General features: G+C 50.7%; 26 protein-coding genes and 1 other annotated feature. Of the genes, 6 read left to right on the top strand and 20 right to left on the bottom strand.

Going from position 1 to position 25313, the window contains the following annotated elements; all coding sequences use genetic code 11:
• The first annotated feature begins 42 nt into the window (after positions 1-42).
• From DVH26_RS16105 to pyrH, 4 genes are all read left to right on the top strand, one after another.
• Positions 43-267, top strand: coding sequence for an aspartyl-phosphate phosphatase Spo0E family protein (locus tag DVH26_RS16105; RefSeq protein WP_345774059.1), 225 nt, complete (start codon positions 43-45; stop codon positions 265-267).
• A 116-nt stretch (positions 268-383) separates the two neighbouring features.
• Positions 384-572: a hypothetical protein gene (locus DVH26_RS16100; RefSeq protein WP_239634784.1), complete on the top strand. Its 189-nt coding sequence runs from the start codon at positions 384-386 to the stop codon at positions 570-572.
• A gap of 100 nt (positions 573-672) precedes the next feature.
• The gene (locus DVH26_RS16095; RefSeq protein WP_239634783.1) at positions 673-1851 is read left to right on the top strand and encodes a M20 family metallopeptidase; all 1179 of its coding nucleotides are present in this window, start codon (positions 673-675) and stop codon (positions 1849-1851) included.
• A 238-nt stretch (positions 1852-2089) separates the two neighbouring features.
• Positions 2090-2836 carry a UMP kinase gene (gene pyrH / locus DVH26_RS16090; protein WP_239634782.1) on the top strand — a complete coding sequence of 249 codons (747 nt, stop codon included), beginning with the start codon at positions 2090-2092 and terminating at the stop codon, positions 2834-2836.
• 295 nt (positions 2837-3131) lie between these two features.
• On the opposite strand, the gene DVH26_RS16085 is transcribed toward pyrH, so the two are convergent.
• The 3 genes from DVH26_RS16085 to DVH26_RS16075 all read right to left on the bottom strand — a co-directional run bounded on the left by DVH26_RS16085 (position 3132) and on the right by DVH26_RS16075 (position 5464).
• Entirely contained in the window at positions 3132-3854 is a 723-nt protein-coding gene (locus DVH26_RS16085; protein WP_239635388.1) for an amino acid ABC transporter ATP-binding protein, read from the bottom strand.
• Positions 3847-4527: an amino acid ABC transporter permease gene (locus DVH26_RS16080; RefSeq protein WP_239634781.1), complete on the bottom strand. Its 681-nt coding sequence runs from the start codon at positions 4525-4527 to the stop codon at positions 3847-3849. Before DVH26_RS16080 ends, DVH26_RS16085 begins: the two co-directional genes overlap by 8 nt.
• A 94-nt stretch (positions 4528-4621) precedes the next feature.
• Positions 4622-5464 carry a transporter substrate-binding domain-containing protein gene (locus tag DVH26_RS16075; protein WP_239634780.1) on the bottom strand — a complete coding sequence of 281 codons (843 nt, stop codon included), beginning with the start codon at positions 5462-5464 and terminating at the stop codon, positions 4622-4624.
• A 162-nt stretch (positions 5465-5626) separates the two neighbouring features.
• On the opposite strand from DVH26_RS16075, the gene DVH26_RS16070 reads away from it, so the two are divergent.
• On the top strand, positions 5627-6523 hold the full coding sequence (locus tag DVH26_RS16070; RefSeq protein ID WP_239634779.1) for a DMT family transporter: 897 nt from the start codon (positions 5627-5629) through the stop codon (positions 6521-6523).
• Between the two features lie 82 nt (positions 6524-6605).
• On the opposite strand, the gene DVH26_RS16065 is transcribed toward DVH26_RS16070, so the two are convergent.
• The 16 genes from DVH26_RS16065 to DVH26_RS15990 form a co-directional block, all read right to left on the bottom strand.
• On the bottom strand, positions 6606-6941 hold the full coding sequence (locus DVH26_RS16065) for an RNA-binding protein (protein WP_239634778.1): 336 nt from the start codon (positions 6939-6941) through the stop codon (positions 6606-6608).
• A gap of 138 nt (positions 6942-7079) precedes the next feature.
• The gene (locus DVH26_RS16060; RefSeq protein WP_239634777.1) at positions 7080-7292 is read right to left on the bottom strand and encodes a YezD family protein; all 213 of its coding nucleotides are present in this window, start codon (positions 7290-7292) and stop codon (positions 7080-7082) included.
• Between the two features lie 66 nt (positions 7293-7358).
• Complete coding sequence (locus DVH26_RS16055; RefSeq protein ID WP_239634776.1) at positions 7359-8168, bottom strand: alpha/beta hydrolase; 810 nt, start codon at positions 8166-8168, stop codon at positions 7359-7361.
• A 23-nt stretch (positions 8169-8191) separates the two neighbouring features.
• Positions 8192-9253 (bottom strand): sulfate/molybdate ABC transporter ATP-binding protein, encoded by a 1062-nt coding sequence (locus DVH26_RS16050; protein WP_239634775.1) that lies wholly within the window; start codon positions 9251-9253, stop codon positions 8192-8194.
• A 6-nt stretch (positions 9254-9259) separates the two neighbouring features.
• Positions 9260-10144 (bottom strand): sulfate ABC transporter permease subunit CysW, encoded by an 885-nt coding sequence (cysW, locus tag DVH26_RS16045; protein WP_239634774.1) that lies wholly within the window; start codon positions 10142-10144, stop codon positions 9260-9262.
• A 22-nt stretch (positions 10145-10166) separates the two neighbouring features.
• Positions 10167-11003, bottom strand: a complete 837-nt coding sequence (cysT, locus tag DVH26_RS16040) for a sulfate ABC transporter permease subunit CysT (RefSeq protein WP_239634773.1) — start codon at positions 11001-11003, stop codon at positions 10167-10169.
• A gap of 35 nt (positions 11004-11038) precedes the next feature.
• On the bottom strand, positions 11039-12136 hold the full coding sequence (locus tag DVH26_RS16035) for a sulfate ABC transporter substrate-binding protein (protein WP_239634772.1): 1098 nt from the start codon (positions 12134-12136) through the stop codon (positions 11039-11041).
• Between the two features lie 359 nt (positions 12137-12495).
• Entirely contained in the window at positions 12496-13803 is a 1308-nt protein-coding gene (locus DVH26_RS16030) for a 6-phospho-beta-glucosidase (protein WP_239634771.1), read from the bottom strand.
• A gap of 12 nt (positions 13804-13815) precedes the next feature.
• Entirely contained in the window at positions 13816-14802 is a 987-nt protein-coding gene (locus tag DVH26_RS16025) for an N-acetylglucosamine kinase (protein WP_239634770.1), read from the bottom strand.
• Between the two features lie 28 nt (positions 14803-14830).
• A complete protein-coding gene (locus DVH26_RS16020; RefSeq protein ID WP_239634769.1) occupies positions 14831-15820 on the bottom strand; it encodes a LacI family DNA-binding transcriptional regulator in 990 nt (329 codons plus the stop codon).
• Positions 15821-15844: 24 nt separating this feature from the next.
• Positions 15845-17197, bottom strand: coding sequence for an ABC transporter substrate-binding protein (locus DVH26_RS16015; protein WP_239634768.1), 1353 nt, complete (start codon positions 17195-17197; stop codon positions 15845-15847).
• A 48-nt stretch (positions 17198-17245) separates the two neighbouring features.
• Entirely contained in the window at positions 17246-18133 is an 888-nt protein-coding gene (locus DVH26_RS16010) for a carbohydrate ABC transporter permease (RefSeq protein WP_239634767.1), read from the bottom strand.
• Positions 18130-19026, bottom strand: a complete 897-nt coding sequence (locus tag DVH26_RS16005) for a carbohydrate ABC transporter permease (RefSeq protein ID WP_239634766.1) — start codon at positions 19024-19026, stop codon at positions 18130-18132. The genes DVH26_RS16010 and DVH26_RS16005 overlap by 4 nt, the downstream gene beginning before the upstream one ends.
• Positions 19027-19305: 279 nt before the next feature.
• Positions 19306-19767 carry a Fur family transcriptional regulator gene (locus tag DVH26_RS16000; RefSeq protein ID WP_239634765.1) on the bottom strand — a complete coding sequence of 154 codons (462 nt, stop codon included), beginning with the start codon at positions 19765-19767 and terminating at the stop codon, positions 19306-19308.
• A 59-nt stretch (positions 19768-19826) separates the two neighbouring features.
• The gene (locus DVH26_RS15995) at positions 19827-20885 is read right to left on the bottom strand and encodes a CobW family GTP-binding protein (protein ID WP_239634764.1); all 1059 of its coding nucleotides are present in this window, start codon (positions 20883-20885) and stop codon (positions 19827-19829) included.
• A 186-nt stretch (positions 20886-21071) separates the two neighbouring features.
• A complete protein-coding gene (locus DVH26_RS15990) occupies positions 21072-21422 on the bottom strand; it encodes a GIY-YIG nuclease family protein (protein WP_239634763.1) in 351 nt (116 codons plus the stop codon).
• A 225-nt stretch (positions 21423-21647) separates the two neighbouring features.
• Between DVH26_RS15990 and DVH26_RS15985 the strand changes: the two genes are divergently transcribed.
• Positions 21648-22985 (top strand): poly-beta-1,6-N-acetyl-D-glucosamine N-deacetylase PgaB, encoded by a 1338-nt coding sequence (locus tag DVH26_RS15985; protein ID WP_239634762.1) that lies wholly within the window; start codon positions 21648-21650, stop codon positions 22983-22985.
• 297 nt (positions 22986-23282) lie between these two features.
• On the opposite strand, the gene leuA is transcribed toward DVH26_RS15985, so the two are convergent.
• Complete coding sequence (gene leuA / locus DVH26_RS15980; protein WP_239634761.1) at positions 23283-24962, bottom strand: 2-isopropylmalate synthase; 1680 nt, start codon at positions 24960-24962, stop codon at positions 23283-23285.
• Positions 24963-25041: 79 nt separating this feature from the next.
• Positions 25042-25303: a binding site (T-box leader), on the bottom strand.
• Between the last annotated feature and the right edge of the window lie 10 nt (positions 25304-25313).

Here is a 25313-nt window from a genome sequence, read left to right as displayed (position 1 = left end):
CGATGTGAGGAAAATATTGTTATCGAATGGAGTCGTAAAAAAATGGATGAGTCAAACCTGAGTCAGCATATGGAGGAGATGCAGAAGCGTTTGTACATGCTTTTCGAGGAAACCGGCAGTTTGGTCGATCCGCAGGTTGTAGAATTAAGTCAACAAATAGACCATTTGGTAGTCAAGCTGCAGCGTAGGCGAATGAAGCACAGAAGGACAAGCCTTCTTAAAAATAGAGCCTCTTTTTCGAATTCGCACTTGAAAAACATGACATGATGTGTTAAATTGAAATCAAGCAATATCAAGGTTTTTTGCTGACATGGTTCTCTACACACAGTTGAAATCCTCTAGCTTGATGCAGCACAATTGATCATGTAAAGGAGCGATATCATATGACTCACGAAGCTCAAAATCAGCAAGAAAAAAAGATTTCCGTTGAATTGACCTTGAACGAAGCGCTTGCTTTAACCGGTGTCCGTTTTCCTCAGAATCATCAATTGGAAGTCGACGCCATGACCAAGATCAAGCGTTCGCTGGAAGACCAATTGCTGCTTGATCCTAAACGCAGAACCATTCAATAAGAATAATTGGAATACAGGCCTCTACTCGCTCATGATTGGGCAGCAGAGGTCTTTTTGTATATAATGAAAGGACTATACCTTCGATAAAGGAGTCCTCCTAATGAAACCTGTTATTGCCGCCGCCATCGACGAGCATTCCGCCAGCTTCATCCAAATATCCCGCACGATCGGTGAAAATCCGGAACTGGGCCATGAAGAGTGGCAATCGTCCCGTCTGCTTATGGATGAGCTGCTCCGGCACGGCTTTCAAATCCAAAACCCCGTGCTCGGTTTGCCGACCGCTTTTATCGGGACATACGACAGCGGCAAGCCAGGCCCTACGGCTGCCTTCTTATGTGAATACGATGCGCTACCGGAGCTAGGACATGCATGCGGTCACCATATTATTGGAACGATGGGTGTTGCCGCTGCGGTCGGCTTGAAATCGGTCATCGAGCAAACCGGGGGTACGATCCGGGTATACGGTACGCCTGCAGAGGAAACGAAGGGTGCCAAGGTGCCGATGTCTGCGGAAGGATTGTTCGATGATGTTGATTTTGCCCTTATGGCCCATCCTTATCACACATATGAAAAATCAGGCGAGTCGCTGGCTATGGATGCCATCCAGTTCGAATACTTCGGCAAAGCGGCACACGCTGCGGCAAGCCCTTATGAGGGCGTCAATGCTCTGGATGCCGTCCTCCTGCTGTTCCAATCGATCAATGCGCTGAGACAGCAGGTGCAAAGCCACGTACGCATCCACGGCATTATTACCGAAGGAGGCAAAGCCGCCAATATTATTCCGGATTATGCGGCCGCCCAATTCTATGTCCGCTCCGCCAACCGGCCTTATACGGACGAAGTCGTGCAAAAGGTGCTCCGCTGTGCAGAAGGTGCCGCGCTGCAAACCGGATGTACGCTGAAAACATCAAATTACGAATTCTCCTACGATGAGCTGATAACGAACCAAACGCTCTCCGGCCTGTTTACTAACAATTTGCTCGCTATGGGAGTCCGTGAGGACGAGATCCAATACGGCAAAGATCACGGCTCCGTCGATTTGGGCAACGTATCCAGACATTGTCCGACCATCCATCCGTACATTAAAGTCATTGACGAGAAACACCTTCTGCATACGAAGGAGTTCCGCGATTTGGCGATGAAGGACCGCGCTTTTGAGGGAATGATTTTGGGAGCGAAGGTATTGGCCAACACCGTTTATGACGTCATCGCCAACCCGGAGATATTGAAGGCCGTTCGAGACGAGTTCGAGCAAAGCATCCGTTCTTCGGCTAACTGACGACTGAAAAGGCCAACTCTGGAAAGAAAAGGTTGAAAAGCCGCGCAAATTCGGCTATCTTAATACTAATCAGTAACTATTGAGGAGGCGGTTCCATGATCAGCATTCGCAGGATAGGCGACAATCTGGGACCTATTTCCTTTTTGACATTGGATAAAGAACTAAGGCACATCGTGCTTTAGTTCTTTTTTTTCGCCTTGCAAGTCGGTTTATCATTTAACCTTATGGAGGGATTCCTATGGCCAGGTACAAACGGATATTGATCAAATTGAGCGGCGGTGCAGTCGCAGGTGATAGCCAGTTCGGCTTTAATCCCGGACGGCTCGAGCATATTGCCAAAGAGATTATGACGGTGCTGGATATGGGGATCGAGGTATCGATCGTCATTGGGGGCGGCAATATTTTCCGCGGCAATATGGCGGAGGATTGGGGGATCGAGCGTGCGGAAGCCGACAATATCGGCACTTTGGCTACGGTTATCAACAGCCTGATGCTAAGAGGCGTGCTTAAGCACAAGACAGGCAAGGAGGTTCGCGTCATGTCCTCCATCCCCGTAAACGCCGTTGCCGAGCCTTATATCCGGTTGCGGGCGATTCATCACCTGGAAAAAGGCTATATCGTCATTTTCGCAGGAGGAAACGGACAGCCGTATGTGACGACCGACTATCCTTCGGTCCAGCGGGCGCTGGAGGTCAATTGCGATGCGATTCTCGTTGCGAAGCAAGGTGTCGACGGCGTATTGGACAGCGATCCCCGGAAAAACCCAAAGGCGAAGCCGTACGCCTCCCTCCCCTACGACGAAGTGCTGAGGCAAAATTTGACCGTGATGGACCAGTCGGCCTTCATTCTCGCACGCGATTTCAAGCTGCCGGTCTTCGTCTTTAACTTCGATAAGGCCGGTTCGATGAAAGCAATTTGCGAAGGCAAGGACGAAGGCACCGCTATCTATTACGGCGCTCCTATCGTTTTCCGCCAACCATCCTGAATTTACTCTACCCGCTGCTACAAAACAAAAAAACCTTGCCAAGGCAAGGTTCAGGCTTTGGAGAAACCCGTTTTTCCCTAAAATGCTAAAGGGGGGTAGGTTGGGTATCTCCTGGAGGAGCGTAAGCGGCCGCCTTTGTTTTCAGAAAATTACCGCCAGAATGCGATGAAATAAAAATACTTTCTGAAAACAACAGCGGCCGGATGGAGGTACCCCACCGGGGTTCCCTTGCAGCTTTATCAGTTCTAATGGTTTCTCGATAAGCTCAGCCAGCCAAGGCAAGGTTTTTTCACGACTACAGGACTTTCCCCAAAAACTCTTTCGTTCTTGGATGCTGCGGATTGGCGAAAATGTCGGCGGGATTGCCCTGCTCGACGATTTTGCCGCCATCCATAAAGACCAGGCGGCTTCCGACCTCTCTCGCGAAGCCCATCTCATGGGTTACGACCACCATGGTCATTCCATCTGAAGCGAGACGCTTCATGACATCCAGCACTTCCCCTACCATCTCCGGATCGAGTGCCGACGTAGGCTCGTCGAACAACAGCATATCCGGCGACATGGCCAACGCGCGGGCTATAGCGATACGCTGCTTTTGCCCGCCGGACAGCTGGTTCGGATATCGATCGGCTTTATCGAACAAGCCGATTCTGCGAAGCAGCTCGAAGGCGATTTCGTTAGCATCGTTCTCACTCAGCTTTTTCAGCTTGCGCGGCGCCAGCGTAATATTTTCCAGAACGGTCAAATGCGGGAACAGATTGAATTGCTGGAATACCATCCCCATTTTTTGCCGGAGCTGATTGATATCCGATTTTCCGTTTAGCAAGGAGACACCCTCGAACACAACATCTCCGCCGGTCGGCTGCTCCAGCAAATTCAGGCAGCGAAGAAACGTACTTTTGCCTGAGCCGCTCGGGCCGATTACTACAACGACTTCCCCCTTGGAAATATCGATATCGATACCGTTCAATACGACGTTGCTTCCGAATGATTTATGAAGTCCGGTTACTTTAATCAGAGGTCCTCATCCTCCTTTCTGCAATACCGAGAACTTTGGATAACGTGAAGGTGATGACAAAATAAATGATCGCGACGACGATCAGCGGCTCGAACGCGCGGAACGAATTGCCTCGTACCGTATCCGCGTTGTACATCAGCTCGCTGATTCCGATAACCGACACAATGGACGATTCCTTGATGATGACAATGAATTCATTGCCAAGGGCCGGAAGCACATTGCGGATCGCCTGCGGCAAAATAATGTAGCGCATCGCCATACTATGCGGCATTCCGAGTGAACGGGCGGCTTCCATCTGCCCTTTGTCTATCGCTTGAATGCCGGCGCGGAATGTCTCGGCGACGTAAGCGGCGCTGTTGACGGACAACGCGATGACTCCGGCCATAAATTCCGGAAAGGCCGTTCCCAGTGCCGGAACATCGGGAAATTGGATGCCGAGCTTAGGCAGCCCATAGTAAAACAAAAACAGCTGGACCAGCAGCGGAGTCCCGCGTATGAACTCGATGTAGGCGGTTGCGAACATTTTGAGCGGTGCAATACGGGACAACCGCATCAATGCCAAGATCACTCCCAGGACGACACCAAGGATGACCGTAAATAAGGAAAGCAGCAGCGTAATTTTGGCGCCGTTCAAGAAAAACATATAGTACTTGGGCAAAAACGAAAAATCCACCGGGTCACCTCCTCCTTCTTGTTAGTACAAGCTACCAAACCTAACAAAAACCCGCCGGAGATCCGCACAGGTTTTTGTTAGCGTGCTTGTCGTATTATTCCACCATATCGTTAGCTTCAATTACGAATTTATCGATTACTTTGTCGTTAATCAGCTTGTCCAACGATTTGTTCATTGCTTCAACCAGCTCAGGGCTGCCTTTCTTCACGGCAATCGCAGAGCCGCTGTCTTCTGTCGACAACTGGATGTCGGAGACGGTCAAATCCGGATTTTTGGACAAGTAAGCCGTAGCTACAGGCAGCTCGACAACAAGAGCTTCCGTTTTCTTGTTTTTCAAATCAAGCATCAGATCGGAAATTTTGCCCAATGCTTTCATCTCGGATTGCGGCATTTGCTTCGTTACGATTTGTTCTTGAGTGGCGCCCTTTTGCGCGCCGACGCGCTTGCCTTTCAGGTCGTCAATCGTTTTGTATTTCTCTTTGTCTTCCGTTCTAACAACAGCCTTTTGTACCGCGGTGTAATAAATTTTCGTAAAATCAACGCTTGCTTGACGCTCAGGCGTAGGAGTCATGCCGGAAATAATGAAGTCGATATTTCCCGCTTCCAAAGCAGCCAATAGACCGTCAAATTTCATATCTTTAATTTCGAGGGTCACGCCGAGATCTTTCGCAATCGCTTTGGCGATCTCGATATCAAAGCCTACGATTTCATCTTTCTTGTTGATTTCTTTGTGAAATTCGTAAGGAGGATAGTCCGCGCTCGTTCCGACAACAATTTTTCCTGCTTTTTTAATTTGGTCCAGCTTGGTTTCCTTCTGCGTTCCCGTTTGGCCCGAGTTCCCGTTAGCCGCTGTTTCGGCCGCCGGCTTTTGACCGCACGCCGACAAAACTAGTACTAGACTTATCAGCATGAGAATAATAGCTTTTGATTTAAACATTGGTCAATTCTCCTTTCTAAATAACTTCAACATTATATAATACAAGCCCCTGTTTGACAACCGCTTCCGACCTATGAAATATTAGTGAATTCCTCTAGTATTATTGCGTTTCTATTAGTATAATGGATAGGTTTGAAAGCTGCTATAATCGGAGGAATACCAATGTATACCAATAAAAAAAGCCCTGTCCCGCTTTGGATAATATTTACATCGGGCATCATAGCCATTTCCTTCTCATCGATACTCGTCAAGCTGTCCTCGGCTCCGGTATCCGTCTCCGGCATGTACCGATTGCTGTTTACTTGCCTTATGATGGCTCCAATAATGTGGAAGTATATTCCAGAAATAAAAGGTTTGTCTTCCCACGATTGGTTTATGCTGACTGGCTCGGGTATCGCTCTCGGACTGCATTTCCTGCTATGGATGGCATCGCTTCGCTTCACTTCCGTAGCCAGCTCTACCGTGCTGCTTACACTGGAACCCATCTTCGTCTTGGCCGGCGCATACTTCGTGTACCGGGAAAGAACAACGCTGGCCGCCGTAGCCGGGATCGTTCTGGCCGTATCCGGGGCGATGCTGGTCGGATGGAAAGATATGTCCGTCTCCGGCGATGCTTTGAAGGGAGACCTGCTATCACTGCTCGGAACAGCCGCTGTTGCCATACACATGCTGCTGGGACAAAAGCTGAGCAAGCATATTTCCTCGCTCCTGTACAGCTTCGTCGTCTTCTTCGTCGCTGCGTGCTGCTTTGCCGTGTACAATGTCTTTCAAGGCTATACCTTCACCGCTTATCCGCCCAAGGAGTGGATTCTGTTCATACTGTTGGCGCTCATTCCGACGGTTTTCGGCCACATCTTGTTCAACTGGGCTTTGAAGTTCGTCAATGCTGCCTCGGTTTCGACAGCCGTGCTGGGAGAGCCTGTCGGGGCTTCCTTGCTCGCCTGGATGATGCTCGGGGAATCAATCCAGCCGGTGCAGATTGGAGCCTGCCTGCTGCTTCTGATCGGAGTATGGGTATTTCTGAGGAACAACCGGGTTCATTATGCAACGCAGCAATAGATAGAGCACCGGCCATAAAAAAGAAATCAGCCCTCACACGGATAATGTGTACCGCGTTGAGGGCTGATCTTTTGCATACTCCTTATTCGGATATAAGCCGTTGGGATAGAAATACCGATTCCGGTAAATGAATAAAATCATACAGCTGTTTGGTTACACCGCCTTTGCCGAAGCGGAGAAGGCTGCCTGTACGCTCCCTGCCGCCTTTCTCATTGATTAAGTGCAGGAAAGAAACCGTTGCTTTGCGGCGCTGCAGCACATCCTTATACCCTGAATCATACAGCCATTGATCAATGGTGTTATAAATGCCGCGATTCAAACCGAACATTTGAAAGCAGTACGTCACAAACTGAATGTCCGGCAAATGGACCAAATCCGTTTCGGTTAATTCATTCCAGGTGCTTGCATTGGCAATCATTCTCATCAGCTCCTTAGGCAGTGATGGTTGCTTCTAGACAAAAAAGGAGACTCCGCTCTTCTCTCTCGCATCCGGTCTGAACGCCGAACACAGATTCAAAGGGCCGGAGTCTCCGGTATACCGGTGGACCTGGGGCTGCTAGCCTTTACGTCGGCTGCCTTGCGACTTGCTTTCCACAACATTTTGTTCCCGCAGAGCCGCCTCGGATTCAAACCGTTTGCGCTCCGTTCGCTCAATTTGGACGATTCTGCCGTCATGCACAACGATTTGTACCGTCCCGTACTCCAACCCGTTGACCGAATTCACGATACGTTTGCTCCAAACGTCATCCACTTCCAAAGGCTTTGCCATCCTAATCCCTCCGTTTATAAATATTATTCCCATCTGTTTTATCGGATTATATGCATAAAAATAGTGCTAAATCGTCCAGTCATACCAGTCGCTTTTGCGTTTTTCGAGAGACAACAGCCAATGCTTCGTGGCATTCATGAGCTGAACATAGGCTTGACCGGAAGAATACGTATGGTCCGCCTGGAAAATCACTTCCTTGTCACACTGGCCCTGCGATCTCATCCAAAACAGCTTTTGATATAAAAAGCAATAATCAACCGGGATTACCTCATCATTCGTTCCGTGGATCAGCAGCACATCACCGCCAAACTTCCGCGTCTGATCAAACGGCTGATGCTGCGTCAGCGAATCGAAAAATTCCGGCTTGAACGAATATCCCATATAATCGGACGAACCGAGCTGGACTGCGTCTTCATAGACCTTCTTTCCGGTAATTTTGATAATATCGTTAAACGGATGAGCAACGGCGGACCAAAGCACCAGAGATTTGACGCGTTTGTCCTTGGCTGCCGTCAGAACGGACACCGCGCCGCCCAGACTATGTCCGAGCAAAATGACGCGGGTAGGATCAACGCAATCGATCTTCAATGCATAATCGATAACCGAACGTGTCTGATCGATCATGGCATCCAGTCCATTGGCTCCGTAATCTCCTTCGCTCTCGCCGCATCCGGCATAATCAAACCGCAGCACCATATAGCCCTGCTCGCTGAAATCGCGGGCCGCCTTCACAAACAACCGGTCCACGCCGATTCGGCTGCCGATAAACCCATGAGCGATGATAATAATCGGATTCTTGGAGCAGGTGGTTGCCGGATAGTGAAGAGTTGCCGCCAACTCTGCTTGTTCGCTCTGTATTCGAATATGATGTTCCATGACAACTCTTCCTCTCGATTCGATTAGATGTGTACCGGAAGCGGGTCGACCTTCAGACCGTTCTCTACCGTTTGATTCTCTTGATCGTTGAATATATAAACGCGATGTATAAGGACGTGTACCGGGTCTCCGGATTTTAGTGTTTCCAATTCCAGTGACCGGTAAGCAAACAATGTTTGACCATTCACTTCCACCTCGATTTGCCAGTTGGTGCCGCGGAAATAACTGTTCTTGACCGTTCCTATCTCGGATGCCGAAGGAAAAGAAATCTCCGATGCGAAGCCGATTTCGACGAATTCGGGGCGTATGATCGCTTTGGCGTCTTTCAAATCCGCCTTCTCGAAGCCTTTGAAGCCGGAAATGCCGTGAAGGCTGTTCGATTCGCCGATAAATCCGGCTACGAAAGGCGTCTCAGGCTTTTGGTAAATATCGATCGGCGAGCCCTGCTGCTCCAGCCGGCCCTGATGGATGATCATGATCTGATCGGCAACCTCTACTGCTTCCTCCTGGTCATGAGTGACGAAGATCGTCGTGATCCCGACCCGGTTGATCATGTCCTTCAGCCAAGTGCGAAGCTCCTTGCGCACTTTGGCGTCAATCGCAGCGAACGGCTCATCGAGCAGCAGCAGCTGCGGTTCGGGAGCTATCGCCCGGGCGAAGGCGACCCGCTGCCGCTGGCCTCCGGACAGCTGGTGCGGGAGCCTTTTTTCCAACCCTTTAAGGCCTGTAAGCTCCACCAGCTCGCTCACCCGGTCCTTGATCTCCTGCTTGCTGCGCTTCTGCACCTGGAGACCAAACGCAATATTATCAAAAACGCTCATGTGTCGGAACAAGGCATAGTTTTGAAAAACAAAGCCGATGCCCCGCTCCTGCGGCGGCAGGTTATTGACGACTTTGCCATGAAACAAAATGTCACCGGAGTCCGGCTCCTCAAGCCCTGCGAGCATTCGGAGAATCGTCGTCTTTCCTCCTCCGCTCGGTCCGAGTAAACCGATCAGCTTTCCCTTCTCAATCTCGAAGCTGACGTCTTTGGTAGCTTGAAAGCTGCCAAAGCTTTTCATCAAGTGTTTGGCTACAATATGCATGCTCTCTTACTCCCCTCCCTGATGCTTGGCTGCGTTAAACTTCCATTCGACAATCGACTTCACCGCTAAAGTAACGACAGCGAGCAGCACTAGCAGGGAAGCCATGGCGAACGATCCGGCAAAATTGTATTCGTTGTACAAAATTTGAATATGCAGCGGCATCGTATTCGTAGATCCCCGGATATGGCCCGAGACGACGGATACCGCTCCAAACTCGCCCATCGCTCTGGCGTTGCAGAGGATGATACCGTACAACAGGCCCCACTTGATATTGGGCAGCGTCACTTTCCAGAAGATGCGCCAGCCCTTGGCGCCCAGCGTGACGGCCGCTTCTTCCTCTTGTACGCCCTGAGACTGCATTAAAGGAATCAGCTCGCGTGCAACGAATGGAAACGTGACGAACACAGTTGCGAGTACGATGCCCGGGAGGGCGAACAGGATCTTGATATCGTGCTCTGCGAGCCAAGGTCCGAACCAGCCTCTGGCTCCAAACAGCAGCACGTAGATAAGGCCCGCAATGACAGGAGAGACGGCGAACGGCAAATCGATCAGCGTGATCAGCAAGTTTTTCCCTTTGAATCTGAACTTCGTAATGGCCCATGCCGCAGCCAAACCGAACAGCAGGTTGAGCGGCACCGCTATCGCTGCTGTCATCAAGGTGAGCTTAATCGCCGACAACGCGTCCGGATCCGATAATGCGGCAGTGTATACCTCACTTCCCTTGCGGAACGCTTCAACAAATACCGATACTAAAGGAAGCACGAGCAGAAATCCGAGAAACAATAATGCAATTGCAATCAAAATCCATTTTACGACCGCCGGTTCGGTAATGTGCCGCGGTCTGTCCGTCGATACCGAACCTGTTTTTACGGTTGCCACATAACCGGCCATGGTGGGTCCTCCTAAGGGTTGATTATACGCTTGTGTTCAATCGGTTGGCCCGCCACTGAATGAAGTTGATGACAAGCATCATAAGGAACGAGATGACCAGCATTACCAGAGCGATAGCCGTTGCTCCTGTGTAGTCGTACTGCTCCAACTTGGTCATAATGAGCAGCGGCGCGATCTCGGTCTTCATCGGCATATTGCCGGAGATGAAGACGACCGATCCATACTCCCCGACCGCTCTCGCAAAGGCAAGGGTAAACCCGGTCAGAAGAGCCGGCAGCAGCTCCGGAAAAATAACCTTCGTAAACGTCCTCCATCTTCTTGCGCCGAGGCTGACCGCCGCTTCCTCCAGTTCCTTCTCCAGCTCCTCGATCACGGGCTGGAGTGTCCGAACAACGAAGGGAATTCCGATGAAGGTCAGAGCCAGCGCAATCCCAATCGGAGTAAATGCGACCTTGATGCCAAGCGGCTCAAGAAGACTGCCAATCCATCCGTTCTGCGAGTAGATGGTCGTCAGTGCGATCCCCGCCACCGCCGTCGGGAGGGCGAACGGGAGATCCACCAACGCGTCGATGAACCTTTTGCCGGGGAACGAATACCGTACCAGCACCCACGCTACAATAAAGCCGAACACCGTATTCACCAGCGCCGCCCCGATGGCGGTTCCGAAGCTGATTTTATAAGAAGCTACTACCCGCGGGTCCGTAATGACGTGCCAGAACTGCTCCCACGACAATCCCGATGTTTTAATAAAAATAGCAGATAAAGGAAACAGGACGATCAAGCTGAGATACAGCACCGTAAAGCCCATCGACAATCCGAACCCCGGTAAAATACTGCGTGCTTTCCAACCTTTTGCCATGGATTTCTCTCCTCTGACTTTCAAGCTACTTGAACTTACGGCTTATAGATTTGATCGAATACGCCGCCGTCGTTAAAGTGCGTCTTCTGCGTCTTGGTCCATCCTCCGAACGGCGCGTCGTCAATGGTAAACAGGTTGACTTTGCTGAACTGGGATTCGAACTTCTTCGCTACCGCTTCAAGCCGCGGACGGTAATAATTTTTGGCGGCAATCGTTTGGCCTTCTTCCGTATACAAGTATTCCAGATAGGCTTGCGCTACTTCACGGGTCCCTTTTTTATCCGCTACTTTATCTACGATAGCAACCGGAGGCTCCGCCAATACACTGATGGAAGGAGTAACAATCTCGTATTTATCTTTACCGAACTCGTTAATAGACAAGTAGGCTTCATTCTCCCAAGCGATCAGCACGTCGCCGATTCCGCGCTGTACGAAGGTTGTCGTAGAATCGCGTGCGCCGGAATCGAGAACAGGCACGTTCTTGAACAGCTGCTGAACGAATTCTTTGGCTTTGGCCTCATCCTTGTTGTATTTCTGATACGCATAGCCCCAAGCCGCTACATAGTTCCAACGGGCTCCACCGGACGTCTTAGGGTTAGGTGTAATGACCTGGACACCCGGCTTGATCAAATCGTCCCAATCCTTGATTCCCTTCGGATTGCCTTTCTTAACGAGGAAGACGATCGTAGAAGTGTACGGCGAGCTGTTGTTCGCCAGCTTCTTCTGCCAGTCCTTCTGAATCAAGCCCGCTTCCTGGATCGCATCGATATCGTAAGCGAGCGCCAGTGTTACGACGTCCGCTTCCAATCCGTCGATGACCGACCGGCCTTGTTTGCCGGAGCCGCCATGGGACTGTTTAAAGGTTACGGTTTGACCGGTTTTGTTCTTCCAATAGGTTGCAAACGATTTATTGAAATCCTGGTACAGCTCGCGGGTAGGATCGTAGGAAACGTTCAATAGTTCTACAGGCTTGGCGGCTGCAGCCGATTTGTTGTCGGAAGCGCCTGCAGGCGATGCATTATTCGCTGCGGGTGATGAGGAACCTCCTCCGCATGCGGTAAGACCGAGCAAGGATAAACTGACAAGACTGACGACGGACCACTTTTTCCAATTCAACACGTTGGATGTAAACATATTTCTTTCTCCCCTCTTCTAACCACCATTAGGTAGAAACCATATGTAATCTGTTGAGCAAGGTCAGGACGATTGCCTAATCCAGAATGCTATCTCCGGTGGTCCGGTCGATTAAACATTTATTCCGATGCGATTACTATGATTTATAGTCAGTATATTAGCATCGCTGGTGATTTGTGTCAATTGATTTTTTCACATAAAAAAGTCGCGTTAATCGCGACTTTGGGTTGGTTGGGAAACCAATGAATATGAAATGCGGCAGGGGGATCCCGATATGGGACCTTCCTCTGTCCGCATTCGGTTCCTGAACACGGTACTATTCTGGTATCCGGTTGGAGTCTAGTCGTTCCTCTGGGGAACTAGGCTCGGGAGAAAAAGGCCGGTAAATACCGTTTGTGCGCTTCCAGCAAATCGTCCAGCATCAATTTGGCCACTCGCACCGACGGTACAAGCGGATGATGAACGAGCGCCTGCAGCGCCAGCTCGCGGCTGCCTTGAACGGCAGCATCGATCGCCAGCCGCTCATACGTTTTGACGGCGGCAGTCAAGCCTTTGACCGATTCCGGTACTTTCGTTACCGCAACCGGCAGCGGGCCGCTTCTTGTCACGACGCAGTTGACTTCAATAACCGAATCCTCGGGCAGGAAATCGAGTGTCGTGCCGTTAACGACGTTTAAGGCTTGTATGTCCCGCTTATCGTTATACAACGATTCCATGAGATTAACCGCCGCTTCCGAATAATACGCACCGCCGCGCTTTTCCAGCTGCTTCGGCTTTTCCTGTAGATCTGGGCTCTGGTACAGCTCGAATAGCTCCGCCTCCACCTTCTGAACGATTTCCGCACGGGTCCCCCCGTGCACCTTGGATACGAGCTGCTCATCCAGCATAGCGTCGGTCATATAAAAATATTTCAAATAATACGACGGAAGCGCTCCCAGCGATACGAGGAAATCCGGATCCCATTCGCTCGGCGGGACGTTGCCGGCTGAATATTCCTCCCTCCGCGCCAGCAGCTCCGGCAGCTTGTCAACGCCCGCGATTTCCACGCGCGTCACCCAGTGCAGATGGTTCAAGCCGACAAACTCTGTGTAAATGTGTTCTGCAGGCGTATTGTATAGATTCATCAGCCATTTGTGCAGCCCGATGGGAGCATTGCATAAGCCAATGCTTTTTACGTTGGAATATTTGTGTATGGCCTCGGTCACCATACCCGCAGGGTTCGTGAAATTCAGCAGCCAGGCGTCAGGGCTCAGCTCCTCGATATCCCGACACAGCTCCAGAAGGACGGGAATCGTCCGCAGCGCCTTCATCATCCCCCCGGGACCCGTCGTTTCCTGCCCGATGACGCCATACCGGTTCGGAATGTGCTCATCCCATTTGCGAGCCCCCAGCTGCCCTACCCGCATTTGCGTAGTCACGAAATCCGCTTGATCGATGGCCCGCCTACGGTCCAAAGTCATATGGACCTCCATGGGCAAACCCGACTTCCGAACCATCCGTTTGGCCAAATTGCCCACGATGTCGAGCTTGTGCCGTCCTTCCTCGATATCGACGAGCCACAGCTCCTTCACAGGCATTTTCGCAAAGCGGGTAATGATCCCCTCCATGAGCTCGGGCGTATAGGACGAGCCTCCGCCGATTACCGCTACTTTCAATGCGTCTTTCATTGAGCGAACCTCCTACGTTCGTGAGTGAACATCATGATAATCCGTCACTTGACTCAACCGTTCGTACACAGACCGGTTGAGAGGCGTTCCTTCCGCCTCCATAGCCATCCACAACGCGCCTATGACCGGCTCAGTACGCAGCTTGAGCAGCGATGCGTTGGGAGCCAAACCGCGAACCGCGGCACGGATGCAGTCGGTGATATACGGTCCTTCTCCTTTAGTAACGACGCTTCCGGCAAGCACGATATCGAACGTCTCCTCGCGCATGTTCAGCCGTTCAATAACGGCACAAGCCGATTTGCCGAGCTCCTCGCCTTGTCTGCGCAAAATAGCGAGCGAAACCTCGTCGCCTTGGCCCGCCGCTTGAAAAATCAGCTTGGTCACATCGACCGGTACGGACTTCCCGTTATCCAAATAGTCGTTGAACATTTTCAGCACGGAGTCATATCCCAAATACTCAAGCAGCAGCCCGGTTAGCAGCGTCGGGCGTTCCCGGCCGTCCCACGCGCGAATGACCGAGCGAAACGCCTCAACGGCAAGCGTCCATCCGCCGCCGAAGTCGCCGAATTGATAATCGAAGCCGCCGCATTGGTAGTCCTCTCCCTGCCGGTTCCGCCCCGCGCTGTTCGTACCGCTGCCGCAAATCAACACGACGCCGTAAGACCTCGAAGTGCCTGCCCGCATCGCGATCATCGTATCGCATACGATATCGTATTTTGCAAATCCAAGTTCTCCGATCATGGGACGAAGTATTGAGAAATCGACAGGCCGGTCCGCTCCGGCCAGCCCGAAGCATGCGGATTCGATTCCGCCCGGATCGAGTCCGGCTTGATGGAGCGCGAGCCGGACGGACTCGCCGATATTCGCTCTAGCCTCGTCGTAATTGATTTGATGATTCCCGTTGCCGCTATGCCATTTGCCAACAATTTCGCCCAGTTCGTTCGTTATCATGGCGTACGTCTTGCTGCCGCCGGCATCTACACCCAAATAATGTTTCATCGCCATCCGCTCCTGAATCGTTCATCTTTTATACTCGTCCCGTAGAGCCCCGGATAATAAGCTCCGGTTCAAGCTGTATGGTAACGCTGCGCTTGCCCGTGCCTTCAATCCATTTGAGCAGCAGGTCCACTCCCTGCGCTCCCATTTTTTCCGCAGGCTGGCGAACCGTCGTCAAGCCCGGCTGAAATTCGGACGTAAACGGATGATTGTCGTATCCGACCAACGATACGTCGCCGGGGATCCGGATGCCTTCGTTCTTGAAGGCATCCATGACGCCGAACGCCATGTAATCGTCGGCCGCAAATACCGCCGTCGGGAGCGTTCCCGCCTGAATCCAGCCGCTCGCAATTTGATAGCCCGACGTAATGCTGAAGTCCCCTTGCTCGATGGCGAAAGGAGTCAGTCCGGCTTCCTGCATTGCCTGCAAGAAGCCGCGCTCCCGCTCCACGCTGCTCAGGAAAGGCTCCGGTCCCTTGATATGGGCGATGCGCTGATGCCCGAGCTCGATCAAATGCTTCGTCGCTTCATAGCCTCCCTTGAAGTTATCGACAAGGACGGATGAGACGGAAGCATGCTTGCGTTGGTTATCGAGCATGACGAACGGGATTTTCTTTTTCTTCAGCTCCGTAACGTACGGGTCCTCCTCTAACGGGGACAGCACAATGACGCCGTCCACCCGGTCCTCCTGAAACAAGTCGCTGAAGATGGAATCCGCACCGTCCGTGGATACGGAAAGCGCCAGGAAGTACCCTTTTTCCGCCAGCCGGTCGTTCACTTCCTTGACCACCGCATCAAGGAACATATCCTGCAGCGTCGTAATCGACAGACCGATGATGCCTGTTTTCCCCCGGGCCAAACTCCGGGCGGCCGCATTCGGGCGGTAATCGAGCTCCTTCATTGCGGCGAGCACCTTTTCCCGGTTTTTCTCGCGCACCGAACCTGCATTGTTGATGACTCTCGATACGGTAACGACGGACAAGCCGCTTTTTTTGGCAACATCGTAGATGCTAACTTTCATGAAGCAACAGCTCCTGTTCCAACATTATTGTTTATTGGTACGCTGAATCAGCTTCGACAGCTTATCCTGGATGCCGGGCAGCACCTCTTCGACTTTCTTCTCCCCGTTCTCCACGGATGCCAATTCGTTAATGAACAGCTCGTTAATTTGCGAGTAGCCGGAAATCAGATGGTTATACGATTCGAAGCCGTATTTGAACGCCCCTTCGTACACTTCCTTGATTTGCTTCGGATCGATGCCCTCGAAGTTCGAATAGTATTTCTCCGCCGCTTTCTGGTTGACCGGAGGGTTGCCGCCGCTCAGCTCGATCGACTTTTCCTGCACCTCGGTCGATATCAAATATTTGATCCATTCATACGCTTCCTTCGGATGCTTGGAATCCTTCAGCACGAACAGCGGATCGACGTAGAGAACGCTGCGGACTTTTTTATTCGGCCCTTGAGGCACAGCCGCTACACCGACCTTGAAGCTGAAATCTTTGGCCGACGCCAGGCTCCACGATCCGACTACTGACATCCCGATCTTGCCGGACAGGAACGGATCGCCGAATTGGCCGGATACCGATTTGGAAAATGCGGGAGTCGGAGAAACCTTCTTATCCCAAATTAGCCCGTAAATCGTCTTGTACGCCTGAACGACCTCCGGTTTGGTCAGGTTGACGGCCGTTGGCTTGCCTCCGTTCGTCCATGTATCCTCCGAGTATACATTGCCATTGAAATATTGCGGCCGCTGATCGCGCTCTCCCCAGCCGAAATCGACGCCGTACTGCGCTTTGCTCAAGTCCTTGGAATCGACGGTCATTTTCGCCGCATAGTCGACCATTTTCTCAAACGTCCAGCTTTTGTCCTCATAGTTTGTCGGCGGATAGGCAAGTCCTGCTTTGTCGAACAAATCTTTGTTATAAAGCATTACGGTAACATAGCTGTTCAACGGGATGCCGTACGTTTTGCCGTCTACCTTGTATATATTCATTACATCCTCCGGAATACTGTAGTCGGAGGCTTTGAAATTGTCGCTCTTCATGATTTCGGTCAAATCGGCCAAAATTCCTTTGTTGTAATACTCCATAAAGCCGCCGTATCCCCAATGCGAGGTGACGTCCGGGGCATTCTTGGCCGCGATAGACGATTGCAGCTTCGAGTCGAACTGCTCATAAGGCGCTTTCGTCACTTTCACCTTGATGTTCGGATGCTTTTTCTCGAAATCCGGAATGAGCTTCTCGACAAACGTCCTGTCGGGCGAGTCTATCGTATAGTGAGTAATCGTAACGGTACTATCCGACTTGGCGTCATTCGCTCCCGAACACGCCGTTAATACTAGAGCTAATCCGATCATCAGACTCAATGCCGCTTTCGACCGCTTGTTCATTCGTTTCATAATGGCTTCCCCCTAATATTCAGATGGATTCTCATGCAATCCCTAGAGCTACTTAATCCCGGTAGTCACTATCCCCTCTACAAACCGTTTCTGCGCAACGGCAAATAACGCGATGATCGGCAGCACCGACAAGATCGACGCGGCCATTAACAAATTCCATGGAGCAATGCGGAACTTGGACGACAGCATGGCGGCCATGCCTATCGGAAGCGTGAAGTTCTCCTGCGAATCCAAATATAGCACCGGAGCGAGCAAGTCATTCCATGACCAAATGAACGTAAAAATCGATACGGTAGCCAATACGGAGCCGGATAAAGGAAGCGTAATGTTCCAATACAAACGGATCTCCGAGCAGCCGTCCATTCGTCCCGCATCGAACAATTCGTTAGGCAGGGAGAGGAAAAACTGCCTCAGTAAAAACACCATGTAAGCCGAGCCGAAAAAGGACGGAACAATCAGCGGCAGCAGCGAATCGTGCAGCCCGATTTTATAAAACAAAATAAATTGCGGGATCATGACCGCCGGATAAGGCAGCATCAAGGTGCTCATCAGCAGCATGAAGAAGAACCCTTTCATCTTCGCGCTATACCGTGCAAATCCAAATGCGACGAAGCTGGAGCTGAGCACCGTGCCGATAACGGCAAGCAGAGCGACGATAAGGCTGTTCGCGTACTGACGGCCGAATTTGAGGTCGCTGTTCCTAAACAGCTCCGCGAAGTTGTCGAATGCGAACGTTTGCGGAATCCATGTAGGAGGAAACATCAGCATTTCCTTCGGGCTTTTGAGTGAGGTCGATATCATGAACCAAACGGGAGAGAGCATGGCCGCCGTTAATCCCAGCAGTACGACAAAGCAGATAATCCGTACAGGATCCGAGCGGAATGTGCCGGTGCGGCCCGCAGTATGTCTCGTACGTGCAACAGACGATTCGTTCATCGTTCCCGGCCCCCTTCGTAGTAAACGTATCTCTGTGACGTATTAAATATTAGGAACGTGACGAGCATAACACCGACCAGCAGCAGCCATGCCATGGCGGAGGCGTAGCCGTATCGGAAATTTTTGAAAGCGCTGACGTAAATGTTGTATACATAAAACCAGGTCGAGTAGCTTGGACCTCCCTGTGTGATGGTGTAGGCTTGCGTAAATACCTGGAACGACTCAATCACTCCGATAATGAGCTGGAATAAAAATACCGGTGAAATCATCGGCAGCGTAACCCGCCAAAACGAGGTCCAGCGATTGGCGCCGTCGAGCTTCGCCGCTTCCAGCAAGCTTACGGGCACGCCCTGCAGTCCTGCCAAGAAGATCAGCATCCCTGATCCCATGCCCCAGAACGACATGATGATTAGAGCCCATATGGCATAGCTGGCATCCAGCAGCCATAGAATCGGCTCGACGCCGAACAGAGACAAAATATAGTTGAAGAGTCCGGCTTGAGGATTGAACACCCAAAACCATAACAAAGACATGGCAACGCCCGAGATCATGCTCGGAAAATATAACGCGGTACGGAAAAAGCCTTGCAGCGGAATTCTCTGGTTGATCAGAAGAGCAAATGCGAGGGAAAGCAGCAGCGTCAACGGAACGCTGATGAGCGTATACTTCAACGTAACATAAATCGAGTTCCAGAACTGTTCATCGTTCCACAGCTCCGAGTAGTTCCCCAAACCTATAAATTCGGGATCGTGAATGATATCATAGTCCGTAAAGCTGTAAGCAAGCGAAGCTGCCACCGGGTACAGTGTAATCACGAGGAAGCCGATAATCCAGGGCGATATGAAGAAATAAAATGTCCTGGCTTCCCTTCTCATGGCCTTGCTTAATTTCAATTCCAACCACCTCCATATCGATATTAAAGTTAAAGCGCTTAAACTTTTGATTTAAAAAAAGAGCTTATACTCTTTGTCTGCAGACGATCTCCAGCAGTAAAGTTAAAGCACTTTAATTTATGTGAAAAGTATATTACAAAAATATCCAACTGACAACAGCGACTTATGTCGAATGGCTTCCACTTTTGTCGAACGAATAAGCCGGATACAGGCAGCGAAACCTAAAGTTTAGGCAAAAAAGCCTCCGGACTCCCCATGGAATCCGAAGGCTCCTTCCCGTCATTGCGGCGACGCCGATTGAGCTGCGCATTCGTCGCAATAGCCGAATATTTCGAAGCGATGATTTACAACCTGAAATCCGTCCGGCAAATTCAGAGCATGCTTCATCGGGCAAAACTCGAACGGGACGGTTTTCTCGCATTGGATACAGATCATATGATGATGATGGTGCGATTGGCAGCGGGCACGGAATTTGACGCCCTCATTCAAATAAAACTGCTCCAGCACCCCCATCTCGCTTAACAAACGAAGATTGCGGTATACCGTGTCAAAGCTGACGCCGGGATACTTTTGCCGCATCGATTCATAGACATCCTTAGGCGACAAATAGCCGTCGGCCTCGGCGAACAACGTAGCCAGGCTTTTACGTTGATCCGTAATTCTCCAGCCCTTGTTGGACATGGCGCGGACCATTTCCTGCACCGTTTCCTGTATAGTATGATCATGCTCGTGTTTTGCCATTTTTTATCCCTCGATTTATCGCATACTTATGATAATAATGCCCCAAATCAGGTATGGAGTCAATCTTTTTGCTCTAATGCAGCCAGTTCGGAAGCGAGGCGCTCCTTGGAAAAATGCTCGCCGATAAACACGGCTACGTTAGGCACCTGCTCCTTCGGCGCAATCTTGACAAAATCCATTTCGCGGTACGCGTATTGGAACAAGAACGGGCTCGCCGTATCGGTAAAGCGCAAGATCCCTTTCGCACGATACACTTCCTGTGGAAGCCGCCCGACCAGAGCCTCGAACTGCTCGCTGTCTATCGGACCGTCAAAATAATGCGTGTACACCATGACATGATCGTGAGAATGGTGGCTGGCCGTATGGTCGTGAGAACGGTGTTCACGATGCTCACCGGCTTCATGATCATGGGAATGGGACGGATCATTACAGCATTCTCCATGCTCGTGATGCGTATGGCCGCATGATGCGCCTGTGCCTGCAGAGGCCGCGCTAACTGCCCCTTGCTGCCTCTCCAACTTCTCCAGCAGCGACAAATCCACCTGGCATCGGATGGTGGCGGTCATTGGCGCAACCGCGTTCAGCTCACGGATCGCATGCTCAATTCTAGGCAGCTGTACCGGGCTGACCAGGTCGATTTTGTTCACAATGAGCTGGGTTGCGCAGCGGATCTGATCTTGCATCAGCCGGAACGTCTTGCCTTTGCCATGCTCCAGATGGCTCAGCAGCTGCGCTGCGTCTACCACGGTAATGACCGATTTCAGCTCCAGCTCCGTCAATAACGAAGCGTCGGTCACTCCTTCCAGAATCTCTATCGGATTGGCTGCGCCCGTGCACTCGACGAAGATGACGTCGGGGTCGTTGTCGCGTATCAAATCGCGCAGCTCCAGCCCCAGATCGCCGCGGATCGTACAGCAGATGCAGCCGCTTAGCATTTCCGTCATCGGTACGTCGTCTTCCACCAGCATACCGTCCAGATTGACATCTCCCAGCTCGTTCATGAGAACAGCCGGCCTTTTGCCCATTTGTTTATAATAATCGATCGCTTGCGACAGCAAGGTCGTTTTCCCGCTGCCCAAAAATCCGGATAAAATGTGTACGGGTACCGCTTTGGCCATGGACTTCTCTCTCCTCTAACATCTGACAATTCAACACCTATGTAGAAAATTGTAGTCCTAGCCGCTCCTAATGTCAAATTATAAGTAATAATTACTATTAAACCTGTCGAGCAGACAACAAAAAAAGCAATTGATCTGCGATGCTGCCGATCAATTGCCCGCAAATACACGGTGTATAAGCCGCGACTATGCATTATTGTGATAGCCGCGGTCCCCGAAGGGCTGAAGCTCATGTATCCACTTCTCCTCCAGCTTGGCCAGCGCCTCCTTCGCGTTGAAATAAGGGCTGTCCTCCATCTTCAACGGCTCCAGCAATTCAAAAGTAAAGCTTTCCTCTCCGTACTGCTTCCATTCCTCCTGCAGCCGCTTGTTCGGGTGCGAGCCGAAATTCAGCATAAACTTTTTGCCGTTGATCGTGTTGATGTTCTTGGTGCTGTCGATAAGTATTTTCTCGTTGCGGGTGTTTTTGATCTGATACACTCCCGCTACCGTCTTCTTCTCCAAATATTGCTGTACCAATTCTTTTCTGCGATTCACGACACCTTCCCCTTTCGCTGTCTAAATAACTAACGTTTTATAAATACGTCTATAATATATTAGTTATTATCAATCATCATCTATTAAAAGTCAATCGTCATATATGTTTTGTATGCCGAACAAAATCATCATTCACTATCGCAAGCTTTATATTGCTGCACAGGAGCGGTATGATGGAAAGATACACCTAACCCGCACGATTTTTTCCCGAAAGGCGGTGCAAAGATGAATAGACAATGGCTTGGCCCCTCCATTCAGATCGACCCGTCATTTCCCTATTATTTAAACCGGTCCGACCAAAGCATTGCCGATGAGCTCTGGCTGGCGGGCTATAGAGTCATCCATTTTTTCGTTACGAATGAAACGAAGGTGAACGGCCGGCTGCTGGACACGCTTCGTTCCACTGGGTTTGGCGTGTGGGCTACGGTACTGGGCAACGGAACGTATACGACCGAGCATTTGCCGGGCGATTGGCCGGACTGGCAAATGACGCTGCTCAAACCGGTTAACGACGGCTACTATCGTCTTAGTCCGTTCAGCTATCGCTATGTCGAATGGAAAAAACACGCGCTGGCCGAGCTGGTACGAAATTATCCGTTCGACGGGCTGGAGGTTGCCGAGCCCTATTTTCCGGAGTGGAACGGGCTGTCTAGCGGCGTGTACGGCGATGTGGGACCTTATGCCCGAGCGGCCTTCAAGCAGCAGTGCGGGTCGGATATCCCGGATTTCAAGCATTCCTCCTCGCCTCTGTATTATAAGAAAAATCCGATTTTGTACCGTCAGTGGATCGAGTTCAGGGTCACCGCCGTCAACCGGTTTCTTTATGAGCTCATCAACGGAAAAGGCGGCGTAAGAGAAGCAAGGCCCGATATCCGCATTGCCACGTGGTCGCTCGGAGTGGACGCCGGCCCCGATTCGGTTGATAAGGTGCGCGAATACCAAGGTATCGATGCACCGTCGATGATTTCGTTCGTCCGCCCGGACGTTCATTTCATCCAGACGCATTGGCCGGATTGGATGCGCTGGAAGCTTCCTGCCGACTACGCAAGCCGCTATGAGCCTTTTGCCGCCAAAATCCGCGCGCTTCATCCTGCCCTGCCGCTAGGCCTGCAAACCGACATCGGGTCGCTGAAGCCCATGCGCCGATCGAGAGGCTGGCTGGAGCAATTCGCAAATACATCGGATAAGCTAAGATATGCCACCTGGACGGCCTATGAATATCACCTTGGCAAGTATATGTACGACGAAAAACCGCGTCCCATGAACGCGGTAAGGAAAAGCCGGGAAGCCGTGCTGATTCAGTTTCAGAAGAGGATCGATACGGCTTCCGGCAGCGATGTCACGAATTATAAAATTCTATGCGACAGCAAGCCCGTTCCAAGCACTCATCCGGAATCGGCCGAAACCGACGGAAGCAATGTCCTGCTGCGAAGCCGTCATTTTCCGGATCGTCCATTCCAGATATCCATCACGGGAGTATCGGATACGCCGCAGCTGTGGCTGTTTCCCCAGAAGCGCGGCAATGAAGTGCCGGCTCCGTGTATTGTCCGAGTGGATGATTGACTGTTCGGAAGCAGCCAAAAAAGATGGCAGCAGCCAGACTGTTAATCCTTGAATGCGGGAAGTAGACCTCACCCTTATAAATGAGAAACCCTCTACCGAGGCCTTTCAAAGATGAGCGACCGCGTTCAGAGGTAGGTTTTATCGCCAAATAGAATTTTTCATCCGATGATCTCGAAATCTTATAAATTCTATTGTGGTAACAAAAAGGAGCAGCTTGAGTACTCAAGCTGCTCCTCTTTTTGCAGTTCTGTCCAATAACAAGACTTGATTCATGTTCATGCCTTACATGTTGCGACTCTACTTTGTTACGTTTGCGGTATTATTGCTCATCTGATTTACAGCACTAAACAGAGCTTTTACAGATGAGGTCATGATATCCACATCAATGCCGCAACCCCAATATACGATGCCGTTCGGAGCCGTGATACCGATATAAGAAACAGCTTGTGATTTAGAGCCTGTTTCCAGAGCATGCTCCTTATAGAACAAATCGGAATAATCTATTCCAAGATGGGTTTGGAGTGCATTGCTGATTGCATCCAGTCTCCCGTTTCCGGTGCCCGCAAGCTCCTTGACTTCATTGCCGGAACGTATAGTGACGATGGTTTGAAAATCTTCATTGTCCGTAAAGCGATACTTGACAAACTCGATTGGAGTATTTAAATTCACATATTCTTTCAAGAAAATATCGTAAATTTCTTCCGGCATCAGTTCCTTTTGCTGCTGATCCGATACGTTCTTAACGCAGTATCCGAAGCTTTCACGCATTTTCGCCGGGAGATCAAGACCGTACTTTTGCTGTAGAATGTACCCAATCCCGCCTTTGCCGGACTGGCTGTTAATGCGGATAATATCGCCTTCATACTCTCTGCCGATATCCTTCGGGTCAATCAGCAGATAAGGGACCGACCAATTTCTAGGCTTCTGCTCGTCGCGCCATTTCATTCCTTTAGCAATCGCATCCTGATGCGAACCGGAAAATGCGGTGAATACCAGCTCGCCGCCGTAAGGATGTCTTTCGCTTACTCTCATTTTGGTCAGTCGCTCATAAACGGAGATGATTGCAGGGATGTTATTAAAATTCAGCTGCGGGTCTACTCCGTGCGAATACATATTAAGAGCCAACGTGACAATGTCCACGTTCCCCGTTCTTTCACCATTTCCGAACAAGGTGCCTTCGACGCGTTGAGCTCCGGCCAGTACCCCCAGCTCCGCATCCGCCACGCCTGTTCCCCTGTCGTTATGCGGATGGAGTGACAATATAACATGTTCACGGAAATTCATGTGCTCGCTCATAAACTCGATCTGGCTGGCGTAGACGTGAGGCATCGACATGGATACCGTCGCAGGAAGATTAATGATGACTGGGTTTTCCGCCGTCGGTTGCCATACATCGAGTACGCTGTTACAGATGTCTAGCGCAAAATCAATCTCCGTACCTGTGAAGCTTTCCGGCGAATACTGGAACTGAAAATTACCCTCTGTTTCCTCCGCACACTGCTTTAACAACTTCGCGCCGCTCACAGCGATTTCAATAATTTCTTCCTTGGATTTGCGGAATACCTGTTCCCGCTGCGCTACGGAAGTCGAGTTGTACAAATGGACTACGGCTTTTTTCGCGCCTTTCAGCGATTCAAAGGTTTTACGGATAATATGCTCTCTCGATTGGGTAAGCACTTGAATTGTTACATCATCAGGAATCAATTCCTGCTCAATCAATGTGCGTAAAAAGGTAAATTCCGTCTCCGACGCCGCTGGAAATCCGACTTCAATCTCCTTGAACCCGATATCCACAAGCAATTTGAAATATTCCAGCTTTTCCTCCAAATTCATTGGAACGATTAATGCCTGATTTCCGTCGCGAAGGTCGACGCTGCACCAAATAGGCGCCTCCGTAATATATTCCTTCCGTGTCCACTTCAAGCTTGTTTCCGGCGGCGTAAAATATCCTCTTGCGTACTTTTCAACATTTTTCATGGTCATCTTTCCTCTCATCAATTTCTGCGCTGCTTTGCCGAAAATCGGACGGAACTAAAAAAAGCCCTTCATCTCCATAAACAGAGACGAAAGACTTTGATATCTTACGCGGTACCACTCCGAATTCACGCCCTATAGGCATGCACTCTACGGACACGGGTTATCAAACCGAGTAACCTCGTATCCTCCTGATGATAACGGTCAGGCTCCGGCTCCACCTACTTTACTGGTTCAGCGAGCAACTCCAAGGTGAGTTCCGATTTTCTCCGCGGCTGTTTCACACCGTCCAACAGCTCTCTGTTCGCTTAAAAAACCGTACTATTCCTTCTCAATGTATTTATAAATATTAGA

The sequence above is a fragment of the Paenibacillus sp. H1-7 genome (assembly GCF_022354825.1).
Lineage (GTDB): Bacteria > Bacillota > Bacilli > Paenibacillales > NBRC-103111 > Paenibacillus_S.
Note: the sequence above shows the minus strand (reverse complement) of the source record. Positions and strands in the feature narration are given on the sequence as shown.

Bases quoted from the DNA above. Each gene is read 5' to 3' on its own strand.
- DVH26_RS16105 (WP_345774059.1), top strand. From the start codon at position 43: ATGGATGAGTCAAACCTGAGTCAGCATATGGAGGAGATGCAGAAGCGT.
- DVH26_RS16100 (WP_239634784.1), top strand. From the start codon at position 384: ATGACTCACGAAGCTCAAAATCAGCAAGAAAAAAAGATTTCCGTTGAA.
- DVH26_RS16095 (WP_239634783.1), top strand. From the start codon at position 673: ATGAAACCTGTTATTGCCGCCGCCATCGACGAGCATTCCGCCAGCTTC.
- pyrH (WP_239634782.1), top strand. From the start codon at position 2,090: ATGGCCAGGTACAAACGGATATTGATCAAATTGAGCGGCGGTGCAGTC.
- DVH26_RS16075 (WP_239634780.1), bottom strand. From the start codon at position 5,464: ATGTTTAAATCAAAAGCTATTATTCTCATGCTGATAAGTCTAGTACTA.
- DVH26_RS16070 (WP_239634779.1), top strand. From the start codon at position 5,627: ATGTATACCAATAAAAAAAGCCCTGTCCCGCTTTGGATAATATTTACA.
- DVH26_RS16065 (WP_239634778.1), bottom strand. From the start codon at position 6,941: ATGATTGCCAATGCAAGCACCTGGAATGAATTAACCGAAACGGATTTG.
- DVH26_RS16060 (WP_239634777.1), bottom strand. From the start codon at position 7,292: ATGGCAAAGCCTTTGGAAGTGGATGACGTTTGGAGCAAACGTATCGTG.
- DVH26_RS16055 (WP_239634776.1), bottom strand. From the start codon at position 8,168: ATGGAACATCATATTCGAATACAGAGCGAACAAGCAGAGTTGGCGGCA.
- DVH26_RS16050 (WP_239634775.1), bottom strand. From the start codon at position 9,253: ATGCATATTGTAGCCAAACACTTGATGAAAAGCTTTGGCAGCTTTCAA.
- cysW (WP_239634774.1), bottom strand. From the start codon at position 10,144: ATGGCCGGTTATGTGGCAACCGTAAAAACAGGTTCGGTATCGACGGAC.
- cysT (WP_239634773.1), bottom strand. From the start codon at position 11,003: ATGGCAAAAGGTTGGAAAGCACGCAGTATTTTACCGGGGTTCGGATTG.
- DVH26_RS16035 (WP_239634772.1), bottom strand. From the start codon at position 12,136: ATGTTTACATCCAACGTGTTGAATTGGAAAAAGTGGTCCGTCGTCAGT.
- DVH26_RS16030 (WP_239634771.1), bottom strand. From the start codon at position 13,803: ATGAAAGACGCATTGAAAGTAGCGGTAATCGGCGGAGGCTCGTCCTAT.
- DVH26_RS16025 (WP_239634770.1), bottom strand. From the start codon at position 14,802: ATGAAACATTATTTGGGTGTAGATGCCGGCGGCAGCAAGACGTACGCC.
- DVH26_RS16020 (WP_239634769.1), bottom strand. From the start codon at position 15,820: ATGAAAGTTAGCATCTACGATGTTGCCAAAAAAAGCGGCTTGTCCGTC.
- DVH26_RS16015 (WP_239634768.1), bottom strand. From the start codon at position 17,197: ATGAAACGAATGAACAAGCGGTCGAAAGCGGCATTGAGTCTGATGATC.
- DVH26_RS16010 (WP_239634767.1), bottom strand. From the start codon at position 18,133: ATGAACGAATCGTCTGTTGCACGTACGAGACATACTGCGGGCCGCACC.
- DVH26_RS16000 (WP_239634765.1), bottom strand. From the start codon at position 19,767: ATGGCAAAACACGAGCATGATCATACTATACAGGAAACGGTGCAGGAA.
- DVH26_RS15995 (WP_239634764.1), bottom strand. From the start codon at position 20,885: ATGGCCAAAGCGGTACCCGTACACATTTTATCCGGATTTTTGGGCAGC.
- DVH26_RS15985 (WP_239634762.1), top strand. From the start codon at position 21,648: ATGAATAGACAATGGCTTGGCCCCTCCATTCAGATCGACCCGTCATTT.
- leuA (WP_239634761.1), bottom strand. From the start codon at position 24,962: ATGAAAAATGTTGAAAAGTACGCAAGAGGATATTTTACGCCGCCGGAA.